The sequence below is a fragment of the Streptomyces sp. NPDC004065 genome, assembly GCF_044903565.1.
Lineage (GTDB): Bacteria > Actinomycetota > Actinomycetes > Streptomycetales > Streptomycetaceae > Streptomyces.
The window spans coordinates 15351-37797 of sequence record NZ_JBJDQT010000015.1; the positions used below are offsets into that span (position 1 = coordinate 15351).

General features: G+C 71.4%; 21 protein-coding genes. 18 read left to right on the plus strand and 3 right to left on the minus strand.

The features are described from left to right. Window positions 1-21: 21 nt before the first annotated feature. The 4 genes from ACI2LW_RS17580 to ACI2LW_RS17595 all read left to right on the plus strand — a co-directional run bounded on the left by ACI2LW_RS17580 (window position 22) and on the right by ACI2LW_RS17595 (window position 3181). A complete protein-coding gene (locus ACI2LW_RS17580) occupies window positions 22-636 on the plus strand; it encodes a hypothetical protein (protein WP_404732087.1) in 615 nt (204 codons plus the stop codon). 144 nt (window positions 637-780) lie between these two features. Continuing rightward, a complete protein-coding gene (pdxS, locus tag ACI2LW_RS17585) occupies window positions 781-1695 on the plus strand; it encodes a pyridoxal 5'-phosphate synthase lyase subunit PdxS (RefSeq protein WP_404732088.1) in 915 nt (304 codons plus the stop codon). 76 nt (window positions 1696-1771) lie between these two features. After that, window positions 1772-2380 (plus strand): pyridoxal 5'-phosphate synthase glutaminase subunit PdxT, encoded by a 609-nt coding sequence (gene pdxT / locus ACI2LW_RS17590; protein WP_404732089.1) that lies wholly within the window; start codon window positions 1772-1774, stop codon window positions 2378-2380. A gap of 48 nt (window positions 2381-2428) precedes the next feature. Further along, window positions 2429-3181 carry a YebC/PmpR family DNA-binding transcriptional regulator gene (locus ACI2LW_RS17595; protein ID WP_404732090.1) on the plus strand — a complete coding sequence of 251 codons (753 nt, stop codon included), beginning with the start codon at window positions 2429-2431 and terminating at the stop codon, window positions 3179-3181. An 86-nt stretch (window positions 3182-3267) separates the two neighbouring features. Here the strand turns inward: ACI2LW_RS17595 and ACI2LW_RS17600 are convergent, their stop codons facing one another. Next, window positions 3268-3576 (minus strand): hypothetical protein, encoded by a 309-nt coding sequence (locus ACI2LW_RS17600; protein WP_404732091.1) that lies wholly within the window; start codon window positions 3574-3576, stop codon window positions 3268-3270. A gap of 312 nt (window positions 3577-3888) precedes the next feature. On the opposite strand from ACI2LW_RS17600, the gene ruvC reads away from it, so the two are divergent. From ruvC to ACI2LW_RS17640, 8 genes are all read left to right on the plus strand, one after another. Then, entirely contained in the window at window positions 3889-4428 is a 540-nt protein-coding gene (gene ruvC, locus ACI2LW_RS17605) for a crossover junction endodeoxyribonuclease RuvC (RefSeq protein WP_404732092.1), read from the plus strand. After that, entirely contained in the window at window positions 4425-5030 is a 606-nt protein-coding gene (gene ruvA, locus ACI2LW_RS17610; RefSeq protein ID WP_404732093.1) for a Holliday junction branch migration protein RuvA, read from the plus strand. Before ruvC ends, ruvA begins: the two co-directional genes overlap by 4 nt. 25 nt (window positions 5031-5055) lie before the next feature. Next, window positions 5056-6126, plus strand: coding sequence for a Holliday junction branch migration DNA helicase RuvB (gene ruvB, locus ACI2LW_RS17615; protein ID WP_404732094.1), 1071 nt, complete (start codon window positions 5056-5058; stop codon window positions 6124-6126). A 164-nt stretch (window positions 6127-6290) separates the two neighbouring features. Beyond that, window positions 6291-6818 (plus strand): preprotein translocase subunit YajC, encoded by a 528-nt coding sequence (gene yajC, locus ACI2LW_RS17620; RefSeq protein ID WP_404732095.1) that lies wholly within the window; start codon window positions 6291-6293, stop codon window positions 6816-6818. A gap of 143 nt (window positions 6819-6961) precedes the next feature. After that, window positions 6962-8749 (plus strand): protein translocase subunit SecD, encoded by a 1788-nt coding sequence (gene secD / locus ACI2LW_RS17625; RefSeq protein ID WP_404732207.1) that lies wholly within the window; start codon window positions 6962-6964, stop codon window positions 8747-8749. A 3-nt stretch (window positions 8750-8752) separates the two neighbouring features. Then, window positions 8753-9868: a protein translocase subunit SecF gene (gene secF, locus ACI2LW_RS17630; RefSeq protein WP_404732096.1), complete on the plus strand. Its 1116-nt coding sequence runs from the start codon at window positions 8753-8755 to the stop codon at window positions 9866-9868. A gap of 5 nt (window positions 9869-9873) precedes the next feature. After that, window positions 9874-10413 (plus strand): adenine phosphoribosyltransferase, encoded by a 540-nt coding sequence (locus ACI2LW_RS17635; protein WP_404732097.1) that lies wholly within the window; start codon window positions 9874-9876, stop codon window positions 10411-10413. A 217-nt stretch (window positions 10414-10630) separates the two neighbouring features. Next, window positions 10631-13153, plus strand: a complete 2523-nt coding sequence (locus ACI2LW_RS17640) for a RelA/SpoT family protein (protein ID WP_404732098.1) — start codon at window positions 10631-10633, stop codon at window positions 13151-13153. Between the two features lie 851 nt (window positions 13154-14004). On the opposite strand, the gene ACI2LW_RS17645 is transcribed toward ACI2LW_RS17640, so the two are convergent. After that, window positions 14005-15234: a DUF349 domain-containing protein gene (locus ACI2LW_RS17645; RefSeq protein WP_404732099.1), complete on the minus strand. Its 1230-nt coding sequence runs from the start codon at window positions 15232-15234 to the stop codon at window positions 14005-14007. A gap of 138 nt (window positions 15235-15372) precedes the next feature. Then, window positions 15373-16197 carry a peptidylprolyl isomerase gene (locus ACI2LW_RS17650; RefSeq protein ID WP_404732100.1) on the minus strand — a complete coding sequence of 275 codons (825 nt, stop codon included), beginning with the start codon at window positions 16195-16197 and terminating at the stop codon, window positions 15373-15375. Window positions 16198-16374: 177 nt separating this feature from the next. Between ACI2LW_RS17650 and ACI2LW_RS17655 the strand changes: the two genes are divergently transcribed. The 6 genes from ACI2LW_RS17655 (at window position 16375) to ACI2LW_RS17680 (ending at window position 22443) form a co-directional block, all read left to right on the plus strand. Then, on the plus strand, window positions 16375-17088 hold the full coding sequence (locus ACI2LW_RS17655; protein WP_404732101.1) for an MBL fold metallo-hydrolase: 714 nt from the start codon (window positions 16375-16377) through the stop codon (window positions 17086-17088). 11 nt (window positions 17089-17099) lie between these two features. After that, window positions 17100-18362, plus strand: coding sequence for a histidine--tRNA ligase (hisS, locus tag ACI2LW_RS17660; protein WP_404732102.1), 1263 nt, complete (start codon window positions 17100-17102; stop codon window positions 18360-18362). Window positions 18363-18774: 412 nt separating this feature from the next. Further along, window positions 18775-19437, plus strand: a complete 663-nt coding sequence (locus ACI2LW_RS17665; protein WP_404732103.1) for a vitamin K epoxide reductase family protein — start codon at window positions 18775-18777, stop codon at window positions 19435-19437. A 68-nt stretch (window positions 19438-19505) separates the two neighbouring features. After that, window positions 19506-20861 (plus strand): replication-associated recombination protein A, encoded by a 1356-nt coding sequence (locus ACI2LW_RS17670; protein WP_404732104.1) that lies wholly within the window; start codon window positions 19506-19508, stop codon window positions 20859-20861. Window positions 20862-21178: 317 nt separating this feature from the next. After that, window positions 21179-21793, plus strand: coding sequence for a 30S ribosomal protein S4 (gene rpsD, locus ACI2LW_RS17675; RefSeq protein WP_404732105.1), 615 nt, complete (start codon window positions 21179-21181; stop codon window positions 21791-21793). Between the two features lie 197 nt (window positions 21794-21990). After that, window positions 21991-22443 (plus strand): DUF948 domain-containing protein, encoded by a 453-nt coding sequence (locus ACI2LW_RS17680; protein WP_404732106.1) that lies wholly within the window; start codon window positions 21991-21993, stop codon window positions 22441-22443. Window positions 22444-22447 lie beyond the last annotated feature (4 nt).

Consider the following 22447-nt stretch of genomic DNA (forward strand, 5'->3'; position numbering starts at 1 on the left):
GACACGTCCGCGGGAGGCGACATGGCGATCACGGTGGCGACGACGGGAGCGCGGGAGCTGCTCGGATCGGCCTTGCGCGACCTGACGGCCTGGCTGACGAGGCGCCCCCTGGCCCGGCCCGGCGAGGTCGTGATCGGGCACTCGGGGACCCTGCGGAGCACGGTGTGCGCCTTCGTCGTCATGGAGGTGCTGGTCGAAGCCCTCATGGATGTCGCGCTGATCCCACCCGCCTGGCAGGCCTTCCACCTGCTCTGGCTGGCCGCGATGATGGATCTGGTCCTGTTCTTCCTCGCCGTCACCCGGCGCAACCCGCACCGGCTCGGCGATGGCACGCTGAGGATCCGGGCCGGGCTCTTCGACGAGATCGTGCTCCCGCTGAGCGCCGTCCGCTCGGTCCGCAGGCAGCCGGTCTCCGCTCGCGGGCGCGGTGTCCGGCCGGTGCCCGGCGCCGACGGTGACGTGGTGTGCACCGTCGCCGGCGCCGCGGACATCGCGGTGGCCCTGCGGGAGCCGGTGCGGCTGCGGCTGCGGGACGGCTCCACCGTCACCGCCCGCAGGCTGCTGATCTCCGCCGACGCGCCGTTCACCGCCCACACCGCCCTGAACGCGGCCCTTCGGGCGGACGGGGACCGGTAGGCGGGCGCCCCACGCCGTGGCGCGAAACGGACGCGCCACGGGAAAAGGATCCACCGGCTCCTCATTGGCCCTTGCCGTGGACTGGTCCACTCGCGTTTCCTCACACGTGCATCACACCCTCTTTTGCATCGAGTGAGGTCACCCGTGTCCACCACGCTTCCCGACTCCGCCCGGACCCCCGAGACCGGCACCGCACGCGTCAAGCGCGGCATGGCCGAGCAGCTCAAGGGCGGCGTCATCATGGACGTCGTCACGCCGGAGCAGGCGAAGATCGCCGAGGACGCGGGCGCCGTCGCCGTCATGGCCCTGGAGCGGGTCCCGGCCGACATCCGCAAGGACGGCGGCGTGGCCCGCATGTCCGACCCGGACATGATCGAGGGCATCATCGACGCGGTGTCGATCCCCGTCATGGCCAAGTCCCGCATCGGCCACTTCGTCGAGGCCCAGGTCCTGCAGTCCCTCGGCGTGGACTACATCGACGAGTCCGAGGTCCTCACCCCGGCCGACGAGGTCAACCACTCCGACAAGTGGGCCTTCACCACCCCCTTCGTCTGCGGCGCCACCAACCTCGGCGAGGCCCTGCGCCGCATCGCCGAGGGCGCGGCCATGATCCGCTCCAAGGGCGAGGCGGGCACCGGCAACGTCGTCGAGGCGGTCCGCCACCTGCGCCAGATCAAGAACGAGATCGCGAAGCTGCGCGGCTTCGACAACCACGAGCTGTACGCCGCCGCCAAGGAGCTGCGCGCCCCGTACGAGCTGGTCAAGGAGGTCGCCGAGCTCGGCAAGCTCCCCGTGGTGCTGTTCTCCGCCGGCGGCGTGGCCACCCCCGCCGACGCCGCCCTGATGCGCCAGCTCGGCGCCGAGGGCGTCTTCGTCGGCTCCGGCATCTTCAAGTCCGGCGACCCCGCCAAGCGCGCGGCCGCCATCGTGAAGGCCACCACCTTCTACGACGACCCGAAGATCATCGCGGACGCCTCCCGCAACCTCGGCGAGGCCATGGTCGGCATCAACTGCGACACCCTCCCCGAGACCGAGCGCTACGCCAACCGCGGCTGGTGAGCCGCCCCGGCTCCCCCGTCACCGCCGGCCGCCGCCGGGCCGCTCAAGGCCTCTGATCAGGAACCACACCACAAACATGACTGACGCACCCGTCATTGGCGTCCTGGCACTCCAGGGCGACGTACGGGAGCACCTCATCGCCCTGGCCGCGGCCGACGCCGTGGCCAGGCCGGTGCGGCGCCCCGAAGAGCTCGCCGAGGTCGACGGCCTCGTCCTCCCGGGCGGCGAGTCCACCACCATCTCCAAGCTCGCCGTCCTCTTCGGAGTGATGGACCCGCTGCGCGCGCGGGTACGCGAGGGCATGCCCGTCTACGGCACCTGCGCGGGCATGATCATGCTGGCCGACAAGATCCTCGACCCGCGCTCGGGTCAGGAGACCATCGGCGGCATCGACATGATCGTGCGCCGCAACGCGTTCGGACGGCAGAACGAGTCCTTCGAGGCAGCGGTCGACGTGGCCGGCGTCGAGGGCGATCCTGTGGAGGGCGTCTTCATCCGCGCCCCCTGGGTCGAGTCCGCCGGCGCCGGGACCGAGGTGCTCGCCGAGCACGAGGGCCACATCGTCGCCGTCCGCCAGGGCAACGCGCTCGCCACGTCGTTCCACCCGGAGCTGACCGGCGACCACCGCGTGCACGCCCTGTTCGTGGACATGGTGCGCGCCGACCGGGCGGCGGAGTCCTTGTAGGATTCCTGCGTTCGTTGCAGAGATGGGTTACGCGAAGGAGACAGGCAGATGTCCGGCCACTCTAAATGGGCCACGACGAAGCACAAGAAGGCCGTGATCGATGCCAAGCGCGGCAAGCTCTTCGCGAAGCTGATCAAGAACATCGAGGTCGCGGCCCGCATGGGCGGCGTCGACCTCGACGGCAACCCGACGCTCTACGACGCCGTCCAGAAGGCCAAGAAGCAGTCCGTCCCGAACAAGAACATCGACTCGGCGATCAAGCGCGGCGGCGGCCTCGAGGCCGGCGGCGCCGACTACGAGACGATCATGTACGAGGGCTACGGGCCGAACGGCGTCGCGGTGCTCATCGAGTGCCTCACCGACAACCGCAACCGCGCCGCCAGCGAGGTCCGCGTGGCCATGACCCGCAACGGCGGCTCGATGGCCGACCCGGGCTCGGTGTCGTACCTGTTCAACCGCAAGGGCGTGGTGATCGTCCCCAAGGGCGAGCTGACCGAGGACGACGTGCTGGCCGCCGTACTGGACGCCGGCGCCGAGGAGGTCAACGACCTCGGCGAGTCCTTCGAGGTGATCAGCGAGGCCACCGACCTGGTCGCGGTGCGCACCGCGCTCCAGGAGGCGGGTATCGACTACGACTCCGCCGAGGCCAACTTCGTCCCGACCATGCAGGTCGAGCTGGACGAGGAGGGCGCCAAGAAGATCTTCAAGCTGATCGACGCGCTCGAGGACAGCGACGACGTGCAGAACGTGTTCGCCAACTTCGACGTCAGCGACGAGATCATGGAGAAGGTCGACGCCTGAGCAAGCCGAATGGCCCGCCGAAAGCTCTTCGGCGGGCCATCCGTCGTTCAGGCTGCGTGGATCAGCCGTCGGTCAGGCGGCGTGGATCAGCCGTCGATCGACTTGACGGAGCCGGTGTGCTTCAGGTGGCCCTTGCCGTCGGCCTTGACGGTCGCGGCCTTCATGTACTCCACCTTGCCGTCCTTCCACCAGATGTTGATCGTCGCCTTGTGGTCGCAGATGTTGTGGAAGTACACGGTCGTGGTCGAAATGCCGTCGCCGTACGAGTAGTTGAAGCAGCCGCTGCGGCCCTTCGTCAGGCCGGACGCGGACGTGGCGGCCTGCGCGGGAGTCGCGACGGCCACACCGGCCAGCAGCACGGACGCGGTCACGGCGATCTTCGCCATCGAGCGCATGGGTTCCCCGATTCTCTTGTTCTGTTGTCACTGATCGACCCGAACGCTGTCCGGGATCGGCCGAACGACGGTCTCTCGTACGGCAGTTCGGGAACCTATAAGTGATCAAGCGCCGGAGGCAATCGAGAATCCGCTGTGCATACCGGGCATTCCCCGACTTTCCCGGTCATCCTCGCCTGATACGTTGTGATCCTTTACCTGGGCGTGATCAGCTGGGCCGGGGGCGAGGACGCGTTGTCGGTGCCGCCGCATAACCTGGCACACCAGCGACCCGGAAGGCCCGAGTCGGCACAGTGGGGGTGGCGGAGCGAGATGCGCGTACTGGGTGTGGACCCCGGGCTCACGCGGTGCGGTGTCGGCGTGGTCGAAGGCGTCGCGGGCCGCCCGCTGGCCATGCTGGGAGTGGGCGTCGTCCGCACGCCCGTGGACGCCGATCTCAGCCACCGCCTCCTCGCCGTCGAGCAGGGCGTCGAGCAGTGGCTGGACGAGCACCGTCCGGAGTTCGTGGCCGTCGAGCGCGTCTTCAGCCAGCACAACGTGCGCACCGTCATGGGTACCGCCCAGGCCAGCGCCGTCGCCATGCTGTGCGCCGCCCGTCGCGGCATCCCGGTCGCGCTGCACACCCCCAGTGAGGTCAAGGCCGCCGTCACCGGCAGCGGTCGCGCCGACAAGGCCCAGGTCGGGGCCATGGTCACCCGGCTGCTCCGGCTCGGCGCACCGCCGAAGCCGGCCGACGCCGCCGACGCCCTCGCACTCGCCATCTGCCACATCTGGCGCGCCCCCGCCCAGAACCGGCTCCAGCAGGCGGTCGCCCGCCACACCGTCAACGCATCGAAAGGCCGTACGGCATGATCGCCTTCGTCAGCGGCACGGTCGCCGCACTCGCCCCCGACGCGGCCGTCGTCGAGGTCGGCGGCGTCGGCATGGCCGTCCAGTGCACGCCGAACACGCTGTCCACGCTCCGCGTCGGGCAGCCCGCCAGGCTGCACACCTCACTCGTCGTCCGCGAGGACTCCCTCACCCTGTACGGCTTCGCCGACGACGACGAGCGTCAGACCTTCGAACTGCTCCAGACGGCCAGCGGAGTCGGTCCCCGGCTGGCCCAGGCCATGCTGGCCGTGCACCACCCGGACGCACTGCGCCGCGCCGTCGCCACCGGTGACGAGAAGGCCCTCACCGCCGTGCCCGGCATCGGCAGGAAAGGCGCCCAGAAGCTGCTGCTGGAGCTGAAGGACCGCCTCGGCGAGCCCCTCGGCGCCCCGGCCGCGGGCGCGCCCGCCGCCCAGGGGTGGCAGGACCAGTTGCACGCGGCCCTCGTCGGCCTCGGCTACGCCACCCGGGAGGCCGACGAGGCCGTCGCCGCCGTCGCCCCGCGGGCCGAGGAGGCCGGCGGCACCCCGGAAGTGGGCCGGCTGCTCAAGGCTGCCCTGCAGACCCTGAACCGCGCCCGCTGACCCCACGACGATCGAGGCACATTCCATGAACTGGGACGACACCACCGACAGCCCCGCCCCGGAGCGGCTCGTCGGTGCGTCCGCCGACCGCGAGGACCAGGCCGTCGAGGCCGCCCTGCGCCCGAAGGAACTGGGCGAGTTCATCGGCCAGGAGAAGGTCCGCGAACAGCTCGACCTCGTGCTGCGCGCCGCACGCGCGCGCGGCGCCACCGCCGACCACGTGCTGCTGTCCGGCGCCCCCGGCCTCGGCAAGACCACCCTGTCCATGATCATCGCGGCCGAGATGGGCGCCCCCATCCGCATCACCTCCGGCCCCGCCATCCAGCACGCCGGCGACCTCGCGGCCATCCTCTCCTCGCTCCAGGAGGGCGAGGTCCTCTTCCTCGACGAGATCCACCGCATGTCCCGGCCCGCCGAGGAGATGCTCTACATGGCGATGGAGGACTTCCGCGTCGACGTGATCGTCGGCAAGGGCCCCGGCGCCACCGCCATCCCCCTGGAACTGCCCCCCTTCACCCTGGTCGGCGCCACCACCCGCGCGGGCCTGCTGCCGCCCCCGCTGCGCGACCGCTTCGGCTTCACCGCCCACATGGAGTTCTACGAGCCCGCCGAGCTGGAGCGGGTCGTGCACCGCTCGGCGCACCTGCTCGACGTGGAGATCGACACCGACGGCGCCGCCGAGATCGCCGGCCGCTCCCGCGGCACCCCCCGTATCGCCAACCGCCTGCTGCGCCGCGTCCGCGACTACGCGCAGGTCAAGGCGGACGGACGCGTCACCCGCGAGATCGCCGCGGCCGCCCTCGCGGTCTACGAGGTGGACGCCCGCGGCCTCGACCGGCTCGACCGGGCCGTCCTGGAGGCGCTGCTGAAGCTGTTCGGCGGCGGCCCCGTCGGCCTGTCGACGCTCGCCGTCGCGGTGGGGGAGGAGCGTGAGACGGTGGAGGAGGTCGCCGAGCCCTTCCTCGTCCGGGAGGGCCTGCTCGCCCGCACCCCGCGCGGACGGGTCGCCACCCCCGCCGCCTGGGCGCACCTGGGCCTGACCCCGCCGCGCCCGGCCGCGACGGGAAACGGACAACAGGACTTGTTCGGGGCGTGACGGCGGCGCCATTGGCCCGGGGCGGAACCCAGGTGCCATGCTGAGCGTTGTTCCTTGCGCGCGGACTCGCTTAGACTCCGCCGATGCCGCCCTTGCAGACGGCACGCATACCCCCAACCATCAGGCCGCTCACCGTCGCGGTCGTGTGAAGGAAGTACCGACCCGTGAGTCTCGTGACCCTCCTCCCGTTCATCGTGCTCATCGGGGCCATGTTCCTGATGACCCGGTCGGCCAAGCGCAAGCAGCAGCAGGCCGCCGAAATGCGGAACCAGATGCAGCCCGGCAGCGGAATCCGCACCATCGGGGGCATGTACGCCACGGTCAAGGAGGTCAACGACGACACGGTCCTCCTCGACGCGGGGCCGGGCGTCGACCTGCTGTTCGCCAAGAACGCGATCGCGACCGTGCTGTCCGACGACGAGTACAACCGCATCGTCCACGGCGTCGAGCACGACCTGAAGTCCGACACGGACATCGTTCCGGACGACGCCTCCTCCCTCACCGGCACCGACGGGACCGACGACTCCGCCGCTGCCGCCGCCTCCGACGACAAGATCGACCTCGGCAAGAAGGACGCCGAGGACGGCACCGGTGCGGCCGAGACCACCGATGCCCCTGAGGCCACCGGGGCCACCGAGGCCAAGGCGCAGGACGAGCCCAAGAAGACCGACGGCGACTCCGGCGCGAAGTAGTCACGCCCCGGTGGTGCGCGCGCGGCACAGTCCCGCCCCGGGCACCACCAGGCGTGCCTGTTTCCCGCACGGAACAGCCCGACACCATGTCACGGCCGACCGCGCCCACCGGCGCGGAGCGGCCCGAGAGGGAGTACGAGAAGGTGGCAGCACCTAAGAGGGGCCGGACCGCGAGCGCCCAGAGCAAGCCGGGGCGCTCGCTGGCCCTCATCCTGATCGCCATCGTGGCGCTCACCGGCGGAATGTTCGCCTCGGGACACACCACCCCCCGTCTCGGTATCGACCTCGCCGGTGGAACCAGCATCACGCTGACGGCGGTCAACCAGCCGGGGCAGCCCAACGCCATCAACAAGGCCAACATGGACACCGCGGTCGACATCATGAACCGCCGTGTCAACGGTCTGGGCGTGTCGGAGACCGAGGTCCAGACCCAGGGCGATCGCAACATCATCGTCAACATCCCGCGCGGCACGAACTCCAAGGAGGCGCAGGAGCAGGTCGGCACCACCGCCAAGCTGTACTTCCGCCCGGTCCTGCAGCGCGAGGTCTCCGGCGCCACCGGTCAGAGCCCGTCGCCCGGCGCGACCCCCAGCGGCAGCTCCTCGCCCAAGCCGAGCGCCGGCGCCTCCGCCGGCTCGACCCCGCAGTCGAAGGCGTCCTCGCCCGCCACCGCGTCTCCCAAGGCGTCGCAGACCTCGCAGGGCCGTGCCGTCACCGACGCCCTGAAGGCCGGCTCCAGCCCCTCGCCGAGCGCGTCCGCCTCCCCGGGCGGCAAGCCGTCGGCGACTCCCTCCCCCTCGGCGAGCAGCGCCTCCGCCGACCTCCAGGCGCGCTACGCCGCCCTCGACTGCACCAAGCCCGCCGAGCAGGCCTCCGCCGGCAAGGGCGCCAAGCCGGACGAGCCCACCGTCGCCTGCGGCCAGGACGACAAGGTCTGGAGCAAGTTCCTGCTCGGACCGGTCGCGGTCGACGGCCAGGACGTGAAGAAGGCCCAGGCGGTCTTCGACACCCAGGGCGCCAGCGGCTGGCAGGTCCAGATGACCTTCAACTCCAAGGGCTCGAGCAAGTTCGCCGACATCACCGGCAAGCTGTCCCAGAAGACCACCCCGCAGAACGAGTTCGCGATCGTTCTCGACGACCAGGTGGTCTCGCACCCGTTCGTGCAGACGGCCATCGCCGGCGGTAACGCGGAGATCTCCGGCCGCTTCACCCAGCAGGAGGCGCAGAGCCTCGCCAACATGCTGTCGTACGGCGCGCTCCCGCTGACCTTCAAGGAGTCCAGCGTCACCACGGTGACCGCCGCGCTCGGCGGCGAGCAGCTCCAGGCGGGCCTCATCGCCGGCGCGATCGGGCTGGCCCTGGTGGTCCTCTACCTGGTGGTGTACTACCGCGGTCTGTCGCTCGTGGCCGTGGCGTCCCTGACGGTCTCCGCGGTCCTCACCTACGTGATCATGGCCCTGCTGGGCCCGACCATCCACTTCGCGCTGAACCTGCCGGCGGTCTGCGGCGCCATCGTCGCCATCGGCATCACCGCCGACTCGTTCATCGTCTACTTCGAACGCATCCGGGACGAGATCCGCGAGGGCCGCACGCTGCGTCCCGCCGTCGAGCGGGCCTGGCCGCGCGCCCGGCGCACCATCCTGGTGTCGGACTTCGTGTCGTTCCTCGCCGCCGCCGTCCTGTTCATCGTGACCGTCGGCAAGGTCCAGGGCTTCGCGTTCACGCTCGGCCTGACCACCCTGCTGGACGTGGTCGTCGTCTTCCTGTTCACCAAGCCGCTGATGACGCTCCTCGCCCGCCGCAAGTTCTTCGCGAACGGCCACAAGTGGTCCGGGCTCGACCCGAAGAGCCTGGGCGCCAAGCCGCCGCTGCGCCGTACCCGCCGTCCCGCCGGTCCGACCGCCGGCCCTGTCGACCCGAAGGAGGCCTGAGCGATGTCGAAACTCGGCAACCTCGGCGCTCGACTGCACCGCGGCGAGATCAGCTACGACTTCGTCGGCAAACGCAAGATCTGGTACGGCATCTCCATCCTGATCACCATCACGGCCATCGTCGGCCTGGCGGTGCGCGGCCTGAACATGGGCATCGAGTTCCAGGGCGGAGCGGTCTTCACCACCCCGAAGACCAGCGTCTCCGTGGCCCAGGCCGAGACCTACGCCGAGCAGGCCTCCGGCCATGACGCCGTGGTGCAGAAGCTCGGCACCGGCGCGCTGCGCATCCAGATCGCCGGGATCGACACCGGCAAGTCCGACGCCATCAAGGACACCCTGGCCAAGGACCTGAACGTCGGCTCCGAGCAGATCAACGCCGATCTGGTCGGTCCGAGCTGGGGTGAGCAGATCGCCAACAAGGCCTGGGAAGGCCTGGCGATCTTCATGATCCTCGTCGTGATCTACCTGGCGATCGCCTTCGAGTGGCGCATGGCCGTCGCCGCGCTGGTCGCCCTGATCCACGACATCACGATCACCACGGGCATCTACGCCCTGGTCGGCTTCGAGGTCACCCCCGGCACGGTCATCGGTCTGCTGACGATCCTCGGTTACTCGCTCTACGACACGGTCGTCGTCTTCGACAGCCTCAAGGAGCAGACGAAGGACATCACCAAGCAGACCCGCTTCACCTACAGCGACATCGCCAACCGCTCGATCAACGGCACCCTGGTGCGCTCCATCAACACCACGGTGGTCGCCCTGCTGCCGGTCGCGGGCCTGCTGTTCATCGGCGGCGGCTTCCTCGGGGCCGGCACGCTCAACGACATCTCGCTGTCGCTGTTCGTCGGCCTCGCGGCCGGCGCGTACTCCTCGATCTTCATCGCCACGCCGCTCGTCGCCGACCTCAAGGAGCGCGAGCCGCAGATGAAGGCGCTGCGCAAGCGGGTCCTGGCCAAGCGGGCGCAGGCCGGCAGCCAGGGCGAGCCGGTGCCGGCGGAGGGCCCGGGCGCCGCGTACGGCGACGAGCCCGGGGACGCGGCGCCCGCCGTGGTCGGCCCGCGCCACCAGCCCGCCTCCCGCGGCCGGGGCCGCGGCCGCCCCTCGGGCAAGCGCCGGTGACCGGGATGACCGGCATCCAGGAGCTGCTGCTCAGCCGGATCCGTGACGTGTCCGACTACCCGGAGCCGGGCGTGATGTTCAAGGACATCACCCCGCTCCTGGCGGACCCGCCGGCGTTCACGGCGCTCACCGGCGCCCTCGCGGAGATCGCCGTGCGCACCCGGGCGACCAAGGTCGTCGGTCTGGAGGCCCGCGGTTTCATCCTCGGCGCCCCGGTCGCCGTCCGGGCGGGCCTCGGCTTCATTCCGGTGCGCAAGGCGGGCAAGCTCCCCGGGGCCACCCTGCGCCAGGCCTACGACCTGGAGTACGGCTCCGCCGAGATCGAGGTGCACGCCGAGGACCTGACCGGCGAGGACCGCATCCTGGTCGTCGACGACGTGCTCGCCACCGGCGGCACCGCCGAGGCCTCGATACAGCTCATCCGCAGGGCCGGCGCCGAGGTCGCGGGCCTGGCCGTCCTCATGGAACTGGGCTTCCTCGGCGGCCGCGACCGCCTGGAGCCGACCCTGAACGGAGCCCCGCTGGAGGCCCTGCTCCGGATCTGAGCACCGGCACGCCGCGGCGCCCGAGCAGCGGCACGCAGCGGCGTCCGCGGGGACGGACGTACCGGAGACGGGCCCGGAGGAATCCGGCGCCCGTCTCCCGTGTTTCTCCTGTGTACCGGCCCCACATCGGGCTGAAGGCGATCCTGGGGCCCAGGATCGCTACCATGGGACCTCCGGAGCCTGACCGGGGGACCCGGATCGCGCACGAGGAGCCCTCTTGCCAGACGAGGCCCAGCCACTGACCGCCGCCAAGCCCGAGCCCGCCTCGGCGTCCGCGGCGAAGCCCGCGCCCAGCGTGTCCCACGCCAAGAACGACACCCGGGGCACGGTCGAGCACGCCCAGTCCGCGCCCGTCGAGAAGAGTGCCGAAACCGCGCGTCCCAAGCCGGCCCCCCCGGTGCGCACCGCCGCGGGCCAGCCCGCCCGCTCCGGCTCCTCCAACCGTGTCCGCGCCCGTCTGGCCCGCCTCGGCGTCCAGCGCGCGAACCCGTACAACCCGGTCCTGGAACCGCTGCTGCGCATAGTCCGCAGCAACGACCCCAAGATCGAGAACGCCACACTGCGCCAGATCGAGCGCGCCTACCAGGTCGCCGAGCGCTGGCACCGGGGCCAGAAGCGCAAGAGCGGCGACCCGTACATCACGCATCCGCTCGCGGTCACCACCATCCTCGCCGAACTGGGCATGGACCCGGCCACCCTGATGGCCGGCCTGCTGCACGACACCGTCGAGGACACCGAGTACGGCCTCGACCAGCTCCGCCGCGACTTCGGCGACACCGTCGCGCTGCTCGTCGACGGCGTCACCAAACTGGACAAGGTCAAGTTCGGCGAGGCCGCGCAGGCGGAGACCGTGCGCAAGATGGTCGTCGCCATGGCCAAGGACCCCCGCGTCCTGGTCATCAAGCTCGCCGACCGCCTGCACAACATGCGCACCATGCGCTACCTCAAGCGGGAGAAGCAGGAGAAGAAGGCGCGCGAGACCCTGGAGATCTACGCGCCGCTCGCCCACCGCCTGGGCATGAACACCATCAAGTGGGAGCTGGAGGACCTCGCCTTCGCGATCCTCTACCCCAAGATGTACGACGAGATCGTCCGCCTGGTCGCCGAGCGCGCCCCCAAGCGCGACGAGTACCTGGCGATCGTCACCGACGAGGTCCAGGCCGACCTGCGCGCCGCCCGCATCAAGGCGACCGTCACCGGGCGCCCCAAGCACTACTACAGCGTCTACCAGAAGATGATCGTCCGCGGCCGCGACTTCGCGGAGATCTACGACCTGGTGGGCATCCGCGTCCTCGTCGACACGGTCCGCGACTGCTACGCCGCCCTCGGCACCGTGCACGCGCGATGGAACCCGGTCCCCGGCCGGTTCAAGGACTACATCGCGATGCCCAAGTTCAACATGTACCAGTCGCTGCACACGACGGTCATCGGTCCCAACGGCAAGCCGGTCGAACTGCAGATCCGCACCTTCGACATGCACCGCCGCGCCGAGTACGGCATCGCCGCGCACTGGAAGTACAAGCAGGACGCCGTCGCCGGCGCCTCCAAGGTCCGCACCGACGCGCCGAAGCCGGCGGGCAGGTCCGGCAAGGACAGCTCCGCCATCAACGACATGACCTGGCTGCGGCAGCTGCTGGACTGGCAGAAGGAGACCGAGGACCCGGGCGAGTTCCTGGAGTCGCTGCGCTTCGACCTGTCCCGCAACGAGGTCTTCGTCTTCACCCCCAAGGGCGACGTCATAGCGCTGCCGGCGGGCGCGACCCCGGTGGACTTCGCCTACGCGGTGCACACCGAGGTCGGCCACCGCACGATAGGGGCGCGGGTCAACGGCCGCCTGGTGCCGCTGGAGTCGACGCTCGACAACGGCGACCTGGTGGAGGTCTTCACCTCCAAGGCGGCCGGCGCCGGCCCGTCCCGGGACTGGCTGGGCTTCGTCAAGTCGCCGCGCGCCCGCAACAAGATCCGCGCCTGGTTCTCCAAGGAGCGCCGGGACGAGGCGATCGAGCAGGGCAAGGACGCCATCGTCCGCGCGATGCGCAAGCAGAACCTGCCGATCCAGCGCATCCTCACCGGCGACTCGCTGGTCACCCTGGCGCACGAGATGCGCTACTCGGACATCTCCGCGCTGTACGCGGCCATCGGCGAGGGCCATGTCTCCGCGCAGAACATCGTGCAGAAGCTCGTCCAGGCGCTCGGCGGCGAGGAGGCGGCCACCGAGGAGATCGACGAGAGCGTTCCGCCGTCGCGCGGACGCAGCCGCAAGCGCCGCTCCAGCGCCGACCCGGGCGTCGTGGTCAAGGGCGTCGAGGACGTCTGGGTCAAGCTGGCCCGCTGCTGCACCCCGGTGCCCGGCGACCCGATCATCGGCTTCGTCACGCGCGGTAGCGGAGTATCGGTTCACCGCAGCGACTGCGTCAACGTGGAGTCACTGTCGCGGGAGCCCGAGCGGATCCTCGACGTCGAGTGGGCGCCCACGCAGTCCTCGGTGTTCCTGGTCGCCATCCAGGTCGAGGCCCTGGACCGCTCCCGGCTGCTGTCGGACGTCACACGGGTGCTGTCCGACCAGCACGTCAACATCCTGTCCGCGGCCGTCCAGACCTCCCGCGACCGCGTCGCCACCTCGCGCTTCACCTTCGAGATGGGCGACCCCAAGCACCTGGGACACGTCCTGAAGGCGGTGCGCGGCGTGGAGGGCGTCTACGACGTGTACCGGGTGACCTCGGCGCGCAGCCGGACCTGACCGGACCGGGCGCGAAACACCCGCACCCGTCCCGCCCGCCGCGTGACGGCGGGCGGCCACGCGCGCTCGCCCGGCCGCGTGGTGGCGGCCGGTCACGGTCCGGCCGCATGGCGGCCGGTCACGCCCGGCTGGCCGCCTCGTGCCGCCCGGCGACGCCGCCCTGCCGCATGGCGGCGGTCGGTCACGCGCGTCCGGTCGCGTGGTGGCGGCTGGCCACGCGCGCTCGCCCTGCCCCGTGTGGTGGTGGCGGCCGCTGGTCACGCCCGCCCCGCTGCGGGCGCCGCCCGGCGACGCCGCCCCGTCGCATGGCGGCGGCCGGTCACGCCGTCCGGTCGCGTGGTGGTGACTGGCCACGCGTGCTCGCCCGGCCGCGTGGTGGCGGCCGCTGGTCACGCCCGCCCCGCCGCGGGCGCCGCCCGGCGACGCCGCCCCGTCGCATGGCGGCCGGCCACGCCCGGCTGGCCGCCTCGTGCCGCCCGGCGACGCCCGCCCTGCCGCATGGCGGCGGCCGGTCACGCGCGTCCGGTCGCGTGGTGGCGGCTGGCCACGCGTGCTCGCCCTGCCCCGTGGTGGTGGCGGCCGCTGGCCACGCCCGCCCCGCCGCACGGCGGCGGCTGGCCACGCGTGCTCGCCCGGCCGCGTGGTGGCGGCCGCTGCTCATGCCCGCCCCGCCGCGTGGTGGCGGCTGGTCACGCCGTCCGGCCGCGTAACGGCGGCGGCCACGCCCGCCCGGCCGCACGGCGGTGTCCCGCCCCGCGTGGCGCCGCCCGGCCACGCCCGCCGTCTGCCCGAACGCCGGAGGGCCTCCGCAGGTACCGTGCGGAGGCCCTCCACGCCGTTCTGCGCGGCCCTCAGCCGCCGAACTCCTGCAGACCCTTCAGCGCCTGGTCCAGCAGTGCCTGCCGGCCCTCCAGCTCCTTCTGGAGCTTGTCGGCCCGGGAGGCGTTGCCCTGGGCACGCGCCTGCTCGATCTGGCCCGTCAACTTGTCCACCGCGGCCTGAAGCTGACCGGTCAGTCCCTCGGCACGCGCACGCGCCTCCGGGTTGGTCCGGCGCCACTCGGCCTCCTCGGCCTCCTGGATGGCCCGGTCCACGGTGTGCATCCGGCCCTCGACCCGCGCACGCGCGTCCCGCGGCACATGGCCGATGGCCTCCCAGCGCTCGTTGATCGAGCGGAAGGCGGCGCGGGCGGCCTTGAGATCCGTGATCGGCAGGAGCCGCTCGGCCTCCTCGGCCAGCTCCTCCTTCAGCTTCAGGTTCTCCGCCTGCTCGGCGTCCCGCTCGGCGAACACCTCGCCGCGGGCGGCGAAGAACACGTCCTGCGCGCCGCGGAAGCGGTTCCACAGGTCGTCCTCGTGCTCCCGCTGGGCGCGGCCGGCGGCCTTCCACTCCGCCATCAGCTCGCGGTAACGGGCCGCCGTCGGACCCCAGTCCGTCGAGCCCGACAGCGCCTCGGCCTCGGCGACCAGCCGCTCCTTGGTCCTGCGGGCCTCCTCGCGCTGCGCGTCGAGCTGCGCGAAGTGGGCCTTGCGCCGCTTGGAGAACGCCGACCGGGCGTGCGAGAACCGGTGCCACAGCTCGTCGTCGGACTTGCGGTCCAGGCGCGGCAGCCCCTTCCAGGTGTCCACCAGAGCGCGCAGCCGCTCACCGGCCGCCCGCCACTGGTCGGACTGGGCGAGCTGCTCCGCCTCGGCGACCAGCGCCTCCTTGGCGTGCCGTGCCTCGTCCGCCTGCCGGGCACGCTGGGCCCTGCGCTCCTCGCGCCGCGACTCCACGGTCTCGACCAGCTTGTCCAGGCGGGCGCGCAGCGCGTCCAGGTCGCCGACCGCGTGGTGCGCGTCCACCTGCTCGCGCAGATGGGCGATGGCGGCCTGGGCGTCCTTCGCCGACAGGTCGGTCGTCTTCACCCGCTTCTCGAGGAGGCCGATCTCGACAACCAGGCCCTCGTACTTGCGCTCGAAGTAGGCCAGCGCCTCCTCGGGGGAGCCGGCCTGCCAGGAACCGACGACCTGCTCGCCGTCGGCCGTACGCACGTACACGGTCCCCGTCTCGTCGACGCGGCCCCACGGGTCGCTGCTCACAGCGCCTCCTCCACATGATGCCTGCGAGGGGCCTCGAAGCTCCCCCGGGCATCGTCCACAGTTTCGTCACCGCCAACATAGGCGAACGGCGGGTTGCCTGTCCGCATCCAGCGCGACCGAAATTTCGCAGGTTGACGGTCAGGATTTCGTGACCGAGGCCTTGTTGATCACCACCGTCGCGTTGGGCGCTCCGTCGCCGCCGCCGGTGTTCTCGCCCGCCGCGGCGATCTTCTTCAGGACCTGGAGCCCGGAGGCGGAAATCGTGCCGAACGGTGTGTAGCTGGGCGGCAGCGGGCTGTCCTGGTAGACGAGGAAGAACTGGCTGCCGCCGGTGTGCTTCTGCCCGGTGTTCGCCATCGCCACCGTGCCGGCCGGGTACACGTTGCCCTTCAGGCTCGCGTCCTTCAGGTTCTCGTCCGGGATGGTGTACCCCGGGCCGCCGCTGCCGCTGGCCGTCGGGTCGCCGCACTGCAGCACATAGATGTTGCTGGTGGTCAGCCGGTGGCACTTGGTGTGGTCGAAGAAGCCCTGACCGGCCAGGAAGTCGAAGGAGTTGACGGTGTGCGGCGCGGCGGAGGTCTTCAGGGCGATGTCGATGTCACCGCACGTCGTGGCGAGCTTCATGGTGTACTTCGCCGAGGTGTCGATCTTCATCGCCGGCTCGTTCTTCCAGCTCAGCTTCTTCACCGAGCCCGCGGCCGGCTTCGCGCACGGGTCGGGAGCCTTGCTGGTGGCGGCGGCGCTGGGGGTGACCTTCGCGCTCGCGTTGGCCTTGCCGTCCTTGCCGTCCTTGAGGACCCCGGTCGTGTAGAGCGCCACGCTTCCGATGACGACCACACCGAGCACGGACGCGATCACGGAGTTGCGCATCCGCGCCTTGCGCCGCGCGGCGGTGCGCCGCTGCTGCTGCCGCAAGAACTTCTCCCGGGCGAGCTGACGCCGCCGCTGCTCCTGGCTGACCACCGGGTTCTCTCCTCATGCGTCTGATGTGCGGCCGGCCCGCACGGGTCGAACGGACCGGCCGCCTGCGTGTGCCCCGTACCGTATATGGGTTCGCTGAGGATCCGGCAGCGCCGGTAGGCTCTGACGGCAGGCGCAGCCGCCCGATGTCATCCCGTATCGACACAACGAAGGACGATCGTGCTCATTGCCGGGTTCCCCGCCGGGGCCTGGGGGACGAACTGCTATCTCGTCGCCCCCGCCGCCGGTGAGGAGTGCGTGATCATCGACCCCGGCCACCAGGCCGCCGACGGCGTCGGGGAAGCGCTGAGGAAGCATCGGCTCAAGCCCGTCGCGGTCGTCCTGACCCACGGCCACATCGACCATGTGGCCTCGGTCGTCCCGGTGTGCGGCGCACACGACGTACCGGCCTGGATCCACCCGGCCGACCGGTACATGATGAGCGACCCCGAGAAGGCGCTCGGCCGCTCCATCGGCATGCCCCTGCTGGGCGAGCTGGCCGTGGGGGAGCCGGACGACGTCAGGGAGCTGGCCGACGGCTCCCGACTGGAGCTGGCGGGCCTGGAGTTCTCCGTCGCGCACGCGCCCGGCCATACCAAGGGGTCGGTGACGTTCCGGATGCCCGAGGCCGCGGACATCCCGCAGGTCCTGTTCTCCGGGGATCTGCTGTTCGCCGGCTCCATCGGACGCACCGACCTGCCCGGCGGTGACATGGCCGAGATGCTCGACTCGCTGGCCCGCGTGTGCCTGCCGCTCGACGACTCGACCGTGGTGCTGTCCGGCCACGGCCCCCAGACGACCATCGGCCGGGAGCGCGCCACCAACCCCTATCTGCGGCAGGTGGCGGCCGGCCCGGGAGCGGACGCGGACGCCGCTCCCCGACGAGGAATGTGACGAGAGACTCCGTGAGCACCTTCAAGGCCCCCAAGGGCACGTACGACCTGATCCCGCCGGACTCCGCGAAGTACCTGGCGGTCCGTGAGGCGATCGCCGCCCCGCTGCGCAACTCCGGCTACGGATACATCGAGACACCCGGCTTCGAGAACGTGGAGCTGTTCGCGCGCGGCGTCGGCGAGTCCACGGACATCGTGACCAAGGAGATGTACGCCTTCGAGACCAAGGGCGGCGACCGGCTCGCCCTGCGCCCCGAGGGCACCGCCTCCGTGCTGCGCGCCGCCCTGGAGGCCAACCTCCACAAGGCCGGCAACCTGCCCGTCAAGCTCTGGTACTCCGGCTCCTACTACCGCTACGAGCGCCCCCAGAAGGGCCGTTACCGCCACTTCTCCCAGGTGGGCGCGGAGGCGATCGGGGCCGAGGACCCGGCGCTGGACGCCGAACTGATCATCCTGGCCGACCAGGCGTACCGCTCGCTGGGCCTGAGCGGCTTCCGCATCCTGCTCAACAGCCTGGGCGACAAGGAGTGCCGTCCGGTGTACCGCGGCGCGCTGCAGGACTTCCTGCGCGGCCTGGACCTGGACGAGGACACCCTGCGCCGGGCGGAGATCAACCCGCTGCGCGTGCTGGACGACAAGCGGCCGGACGTCCAGAAGCAGCTCGCGGACGCCCCGCTGCTGCGCGACTACCTGTGCGACGCCTGCAAGGCGTACCACGAGGAGGTCCGCGAGCTGATCACCACGGCGGGCGTCTCCTTCGAGGACGACCCCCGGCTGGTGCGCGGTCTGGACTACTACACGCGCACCACCTTCGAGTTCGTCCACGACGGCCTGGGCTCGCAGTCCGCGGTGGGCGGCGGCGGCCGTTACGACGGGCTGTCGGAGATGATCGGCGGCCCCGCGCTGCCGTCCGTGGGCTGGGCGCTGGGCGTGGACCGCACCGTCCTGGCCCTGGAGGCCGAGGGCGTGGAGCTGCGGCTGCCCGCGTCCACCAGCGTGTTCGCCGTCCCGCTCGGCGAGGAGGCGCGGCGGGTGCTGTTCGGCAAGGTCACGGAACTGCGCCGGGTCGGCATCGCCGCCGACTTCTCCTACGGCCACAAGGGGCTCAAGGGCGCCATGAAGAGCGCCAACCGCAGCGGCGCCCGGTACACGCTCGTCGCCGGTGAGCGCGACCTCGCCGAGGGCGTGGTCCAGCTCAAGGACATGGACTCCGGCGAGCAGACGGCGATCGGCGTCAACGAGATCGTGGCGGAACTGGAGTCGCGGCTCGGCTGAGGCGGCCGGAACGCGGCGCCGGCCGTGCCGGCGGGCGCGGCGCCCCCACGCACGGGATCCGGCCGATTCCCCGGCCGGCCGAGCCGGGCGCCGGCTTCCGCCGGCGGGTTACGCGAGCCGGTGTCCGGTGGTCCGGTGCCCGGTGTCCGGTGCCCGGCGGCCGGCGAGGCCGCGCGGAGCGTCAACCCGGCGGCCGTCGATCCGCTCCGCCGGGCGAATTCCGGGCGCGGGCGCCGCACGCGCGCCCCGGCCGGGGCAGGGGCCGCCAGCGGCCGGGCAGCGGCCGGAACCGAACGTTCGGGGCCCGTCGTACGTATCCCCTGGTGTCCACCGGCCGGTGGACAGGGCCGTGGGTGCGGCACAATGGCCCTGACCGAAGCGGGCCCGACCCACTAGTGACGGAATCGGCGTGATGAGCAAGACGACAGTCAGGGACGTCTCCACCGAGCCCGACCCCGAGCCGGAGCACGCGGTGCGCGGACCGCGCACGGTGGGCGGCAGCCGCGCCTTCGCGCTGCTGCTGGTGATCACCGGGGCGGCCGGACTGCTCGCCGCCTGGATCATCACGATCGACAAGCAGAAGATCCTCGAGGGCAAGCTCAGCGGCAAGACCTTCACCCCGAGCTGCAGCATCAACCCGATCATCTCCTGCGGCAGCGTGATGGAGAGCAAGCAGGCCTCGGTCTTCGGGTTCCCCAACCCGCTGCTGGGCCTGGTCTGCTACGGCATCGTCATCTGCGTCGGCATGAGCCTGCTGGCCCGCGCGACCTTCCCGCGCTGGTACTGGCTGACCTTCAACTTCGGCACGCTCTTCGGCGTGTGCTTCGTCACCTGGCTGCAGTTCCAGTCGCTGTACCGGATCAACGCGCTGTGCCTGTGGTGCTCGCTGGCCTGGGTCGCCACGATCGTCATGTTCTGGTACGTCACCTCGTTCAACGTCCGCAACGACTTCCTGCCCGCGCCGCGCCCGGTGAAGAACTTCCTCTCCGAGTTCACCTGGGTCCTGCCGGTCACGCACTGCGGTGTGATCGTCATGCTGATCCTGACCCGCTGGGGCGCGACCCTCTGGGCCTGACGCCCCGGGACCGCGGGCCGGGCCGGGGCCCCGGCCCCGTTGTCAGTGGTGTGCCATAGGGTTTCAGCGTGGAGCCCGACCTGTTCACCGCCGCCGCCGAAGACCGCCAGGAGAAGGACCCGGCCGCGAGCCCCCTGGCGGTCCGCATGCGCCCGCGCACCCTCGACGAGGTGGTGGGCCAGCAGCACCTGCTCAAGCCCGGCTCGCCGCTGCGCCGGCTCGTCGGCGAGGGCGCGGGCGGACCGGCGGGACCCTCCTCGGTGATCCTGTGGGGCCCGCCCGGCACCGGCAAGACCACCCTGGCCTATGTCGTCTCCAAGGCCACCAACAAGCGCTTCGTGGAGCTGTCGGCGATCACCGCGGGCGTCAAGGAGGTCCGCGCGGTCATCGACGGCGCCCGCCGCGCCTCCGGCGGGTACGGCAAGGAGACCGTCCTCTTCCTCGACGAGATCCACCGCTTCAGCAAGGCCCAGCAGGACTCGCTGCTGCCCGCCGTCGAGAACCGCTGGGTGACCCTGATCGCGGCCACCACCGAGAACCCGTACTTCTCGGTGATCTCCCCGCTGCTGTCCCGCTCCCTGCTGCTCACCCTGGAACCGCTCACCGACGGCGACGTCCGCGGCCTGCTGCGCCGCGCCCTCACCGACGAGCGCGGCCTGAAGGGCACCGTCGCCCTCCCCGAGGACACCGAGGACCACCTGCTGCGCATCGCCGGCGGCGACGCCCGCCGGGCCCTGACCGCGCTGGAGGCCGCCGCCGGCGCGGCGCTCGACAAGGGCGAGACGGAGATCGGCCTGACCACGCTGGAGGAGACCGTCGACCGGGCCGCGGTGAAGTACGACCGCGACGGCGACCAGCACTACGACGTCGCCAGCGCCCTGATCAAGTCCATCCGCGGATCCGACGTCGACGCGGCGCTGCACTACCTGGCCCGGATGATCGAGGCGGGCGAGGACCCCCGCTTCATCGCCCGCCGGCTGATGATCTCCGCCAGCGAGGACATCGGTCTCGCCGACCCCAACGCGCTGCCCATCGCCGTCGCCGCCGCCCAGGCCGTCGCCATGATCGGCTTCCCCGAGGCCGCGCTCACCCTCAGCCACGCCACCATCGCCCTGGCCCTCGCCCCCAAGTCCAACTCGGCGACCACGGCGATCGGCGCCGCCCTGGAGGACGTGCGCAAGGGACTGGCCGGACCCGTGCCGCCCCATCTGCGCGACGGCCACTACAAGGGCGCCGCCAAGCTCGGCCACGCCCAGGGCTACGTCTACCCGCACGACCTGCCCGAGGGCATCGCCGCCCAGCAGTACGCCCCGGACGCCCTGAAGGACCGCGAGTACTATGCCCCGGGCCGGCACGGCGCCGAGGCGCGGTATGCCGACGCGGTCGAGTGGACCCGCAAGCACCTCGGGCGGAAGCGGCCCTGAGCACCCTGTAGACTGCTGCGAAGTGCTGCGTCCCGTGTCCGGCTCCGGTCGGCGCGTCAGAGCGGGACACCCAGCCGGACTCCGGCCCCCAGGGGCGGAATCCAGGAGCGTCGCGCACCGTCGATCGGTGTCGCGGGCAGCCCACCACCGCCCGGCCGAGCCGGGGCCGGTAGGTGGGCCACTCGCGTGCTGCACGTATGTGCCCAGACCAGGGGAGCGGCTGCCCGGCAGGTCCCACGCGGACCCGGCGGGTTTCCCCGGCTGCGGATGCGACCTCCCTCAACACTGACGAGCCGGAAACTAGGAAAAGGAAGACAGTGGCGAACCAGTCCCGCCCCAAGGTCAAGAAGTCGCGCGCCCTCGGTATCGCGCTGACCCCGAAGGCCGTCAAGTACTTCGAGGCCCGCCCCTACCCGCCGGGTGAGCACGGCCGCGGCCGCAAGCAGAACTCGGACTACAAGGTCCGTCTGCTCGAGAAGCAGCGTCTGCGCGCGCAGTACGACGTGTCCGAGCGCCAGCTCGTCCGCGCCTACGAGCGTGCCTCCAAGGTTCAGGGCAAGACCGGTGAGGCCCTGATCATCGAGCTCGAGCGCCGTCTCGACGCGCTGGTCCTGCGTTCGGGCATCGCCCGCACGATCTACCAGGCCCGCCAGATGGTCGTCCACGGCCACATCCAGGTCAACGGCCAGAAGGTCGACAAGCCGTCCTTCCGCGTGCGCCCCGACGACGTCGTCCAGGTCCGCGACCGCTCCAAGGACAAGACGCTCTTCCAGATCGCCCGTGAGGGTGGCTTCGCCCCCGAGGGCGAGACCCCGCGCTACCTCCAGGTGAACCTCAAGGCCCTGGCGTTCCGCCTGGACCGCGAGCCGAACCGCAAGGAGATCCCGGTGATCTGCGACGAGCAGCTCGTCGTCGAGTACTACGCCCGCTGATCACCGGCAGGCCGTAGCACCATCCCGGGTGAGCCCGCCGTCTCCCCGCCCCAGGGCGGGGAGACGGCGGGCTCACGCGTGTGCCCCGGTCCCCGCCGCGCGCGGGCGGTAATCCGGTACGGGGCTCCACCCCGGGCGCGATAGGCTCGGGGGACTGATTCTTTGGTTCCGATGTTCACTGCAGGTTCAGGGAGCGGGTGCGCACAGTGTCCGGTGGAGAGGTGGCCGGGATCCTGGTGGCCGTGTTCTGGGCGATCCTGGTCTCCTTCCTCGCCGTGGTGCTGGCGAGGCTGGCCCGGACGCTCAAGGCGACCACCCGGCTCGTGGCGGAGGTGACCGACCAGGCGGTGCCGCTGCTGGCGGACGCCTCACAGGCGGTGCGCTCCGCGCAGACCCAGATCGACCGCGTCGACGCGATCGCCTCCGACGTGCAGGAGGTCACCTCCAACGCCTCGGCGCTGTCGACCACCGTGGCCTCCACCTTCGGCGGCCCCCTGGTCAAGGTCGCCGCCTTCGGCTACGGCGTGCGCCGGGCCCTCGGCGCCCGCAAGGCGGAGGACGTGCCCGCCGGAACCTCCAGGCGTACCGTGATCGTGGGCCGCACCGTCCCGGCCGCCCGGCGGGGGAAGCGGAACAACCGGGAGAAGTAAGGAC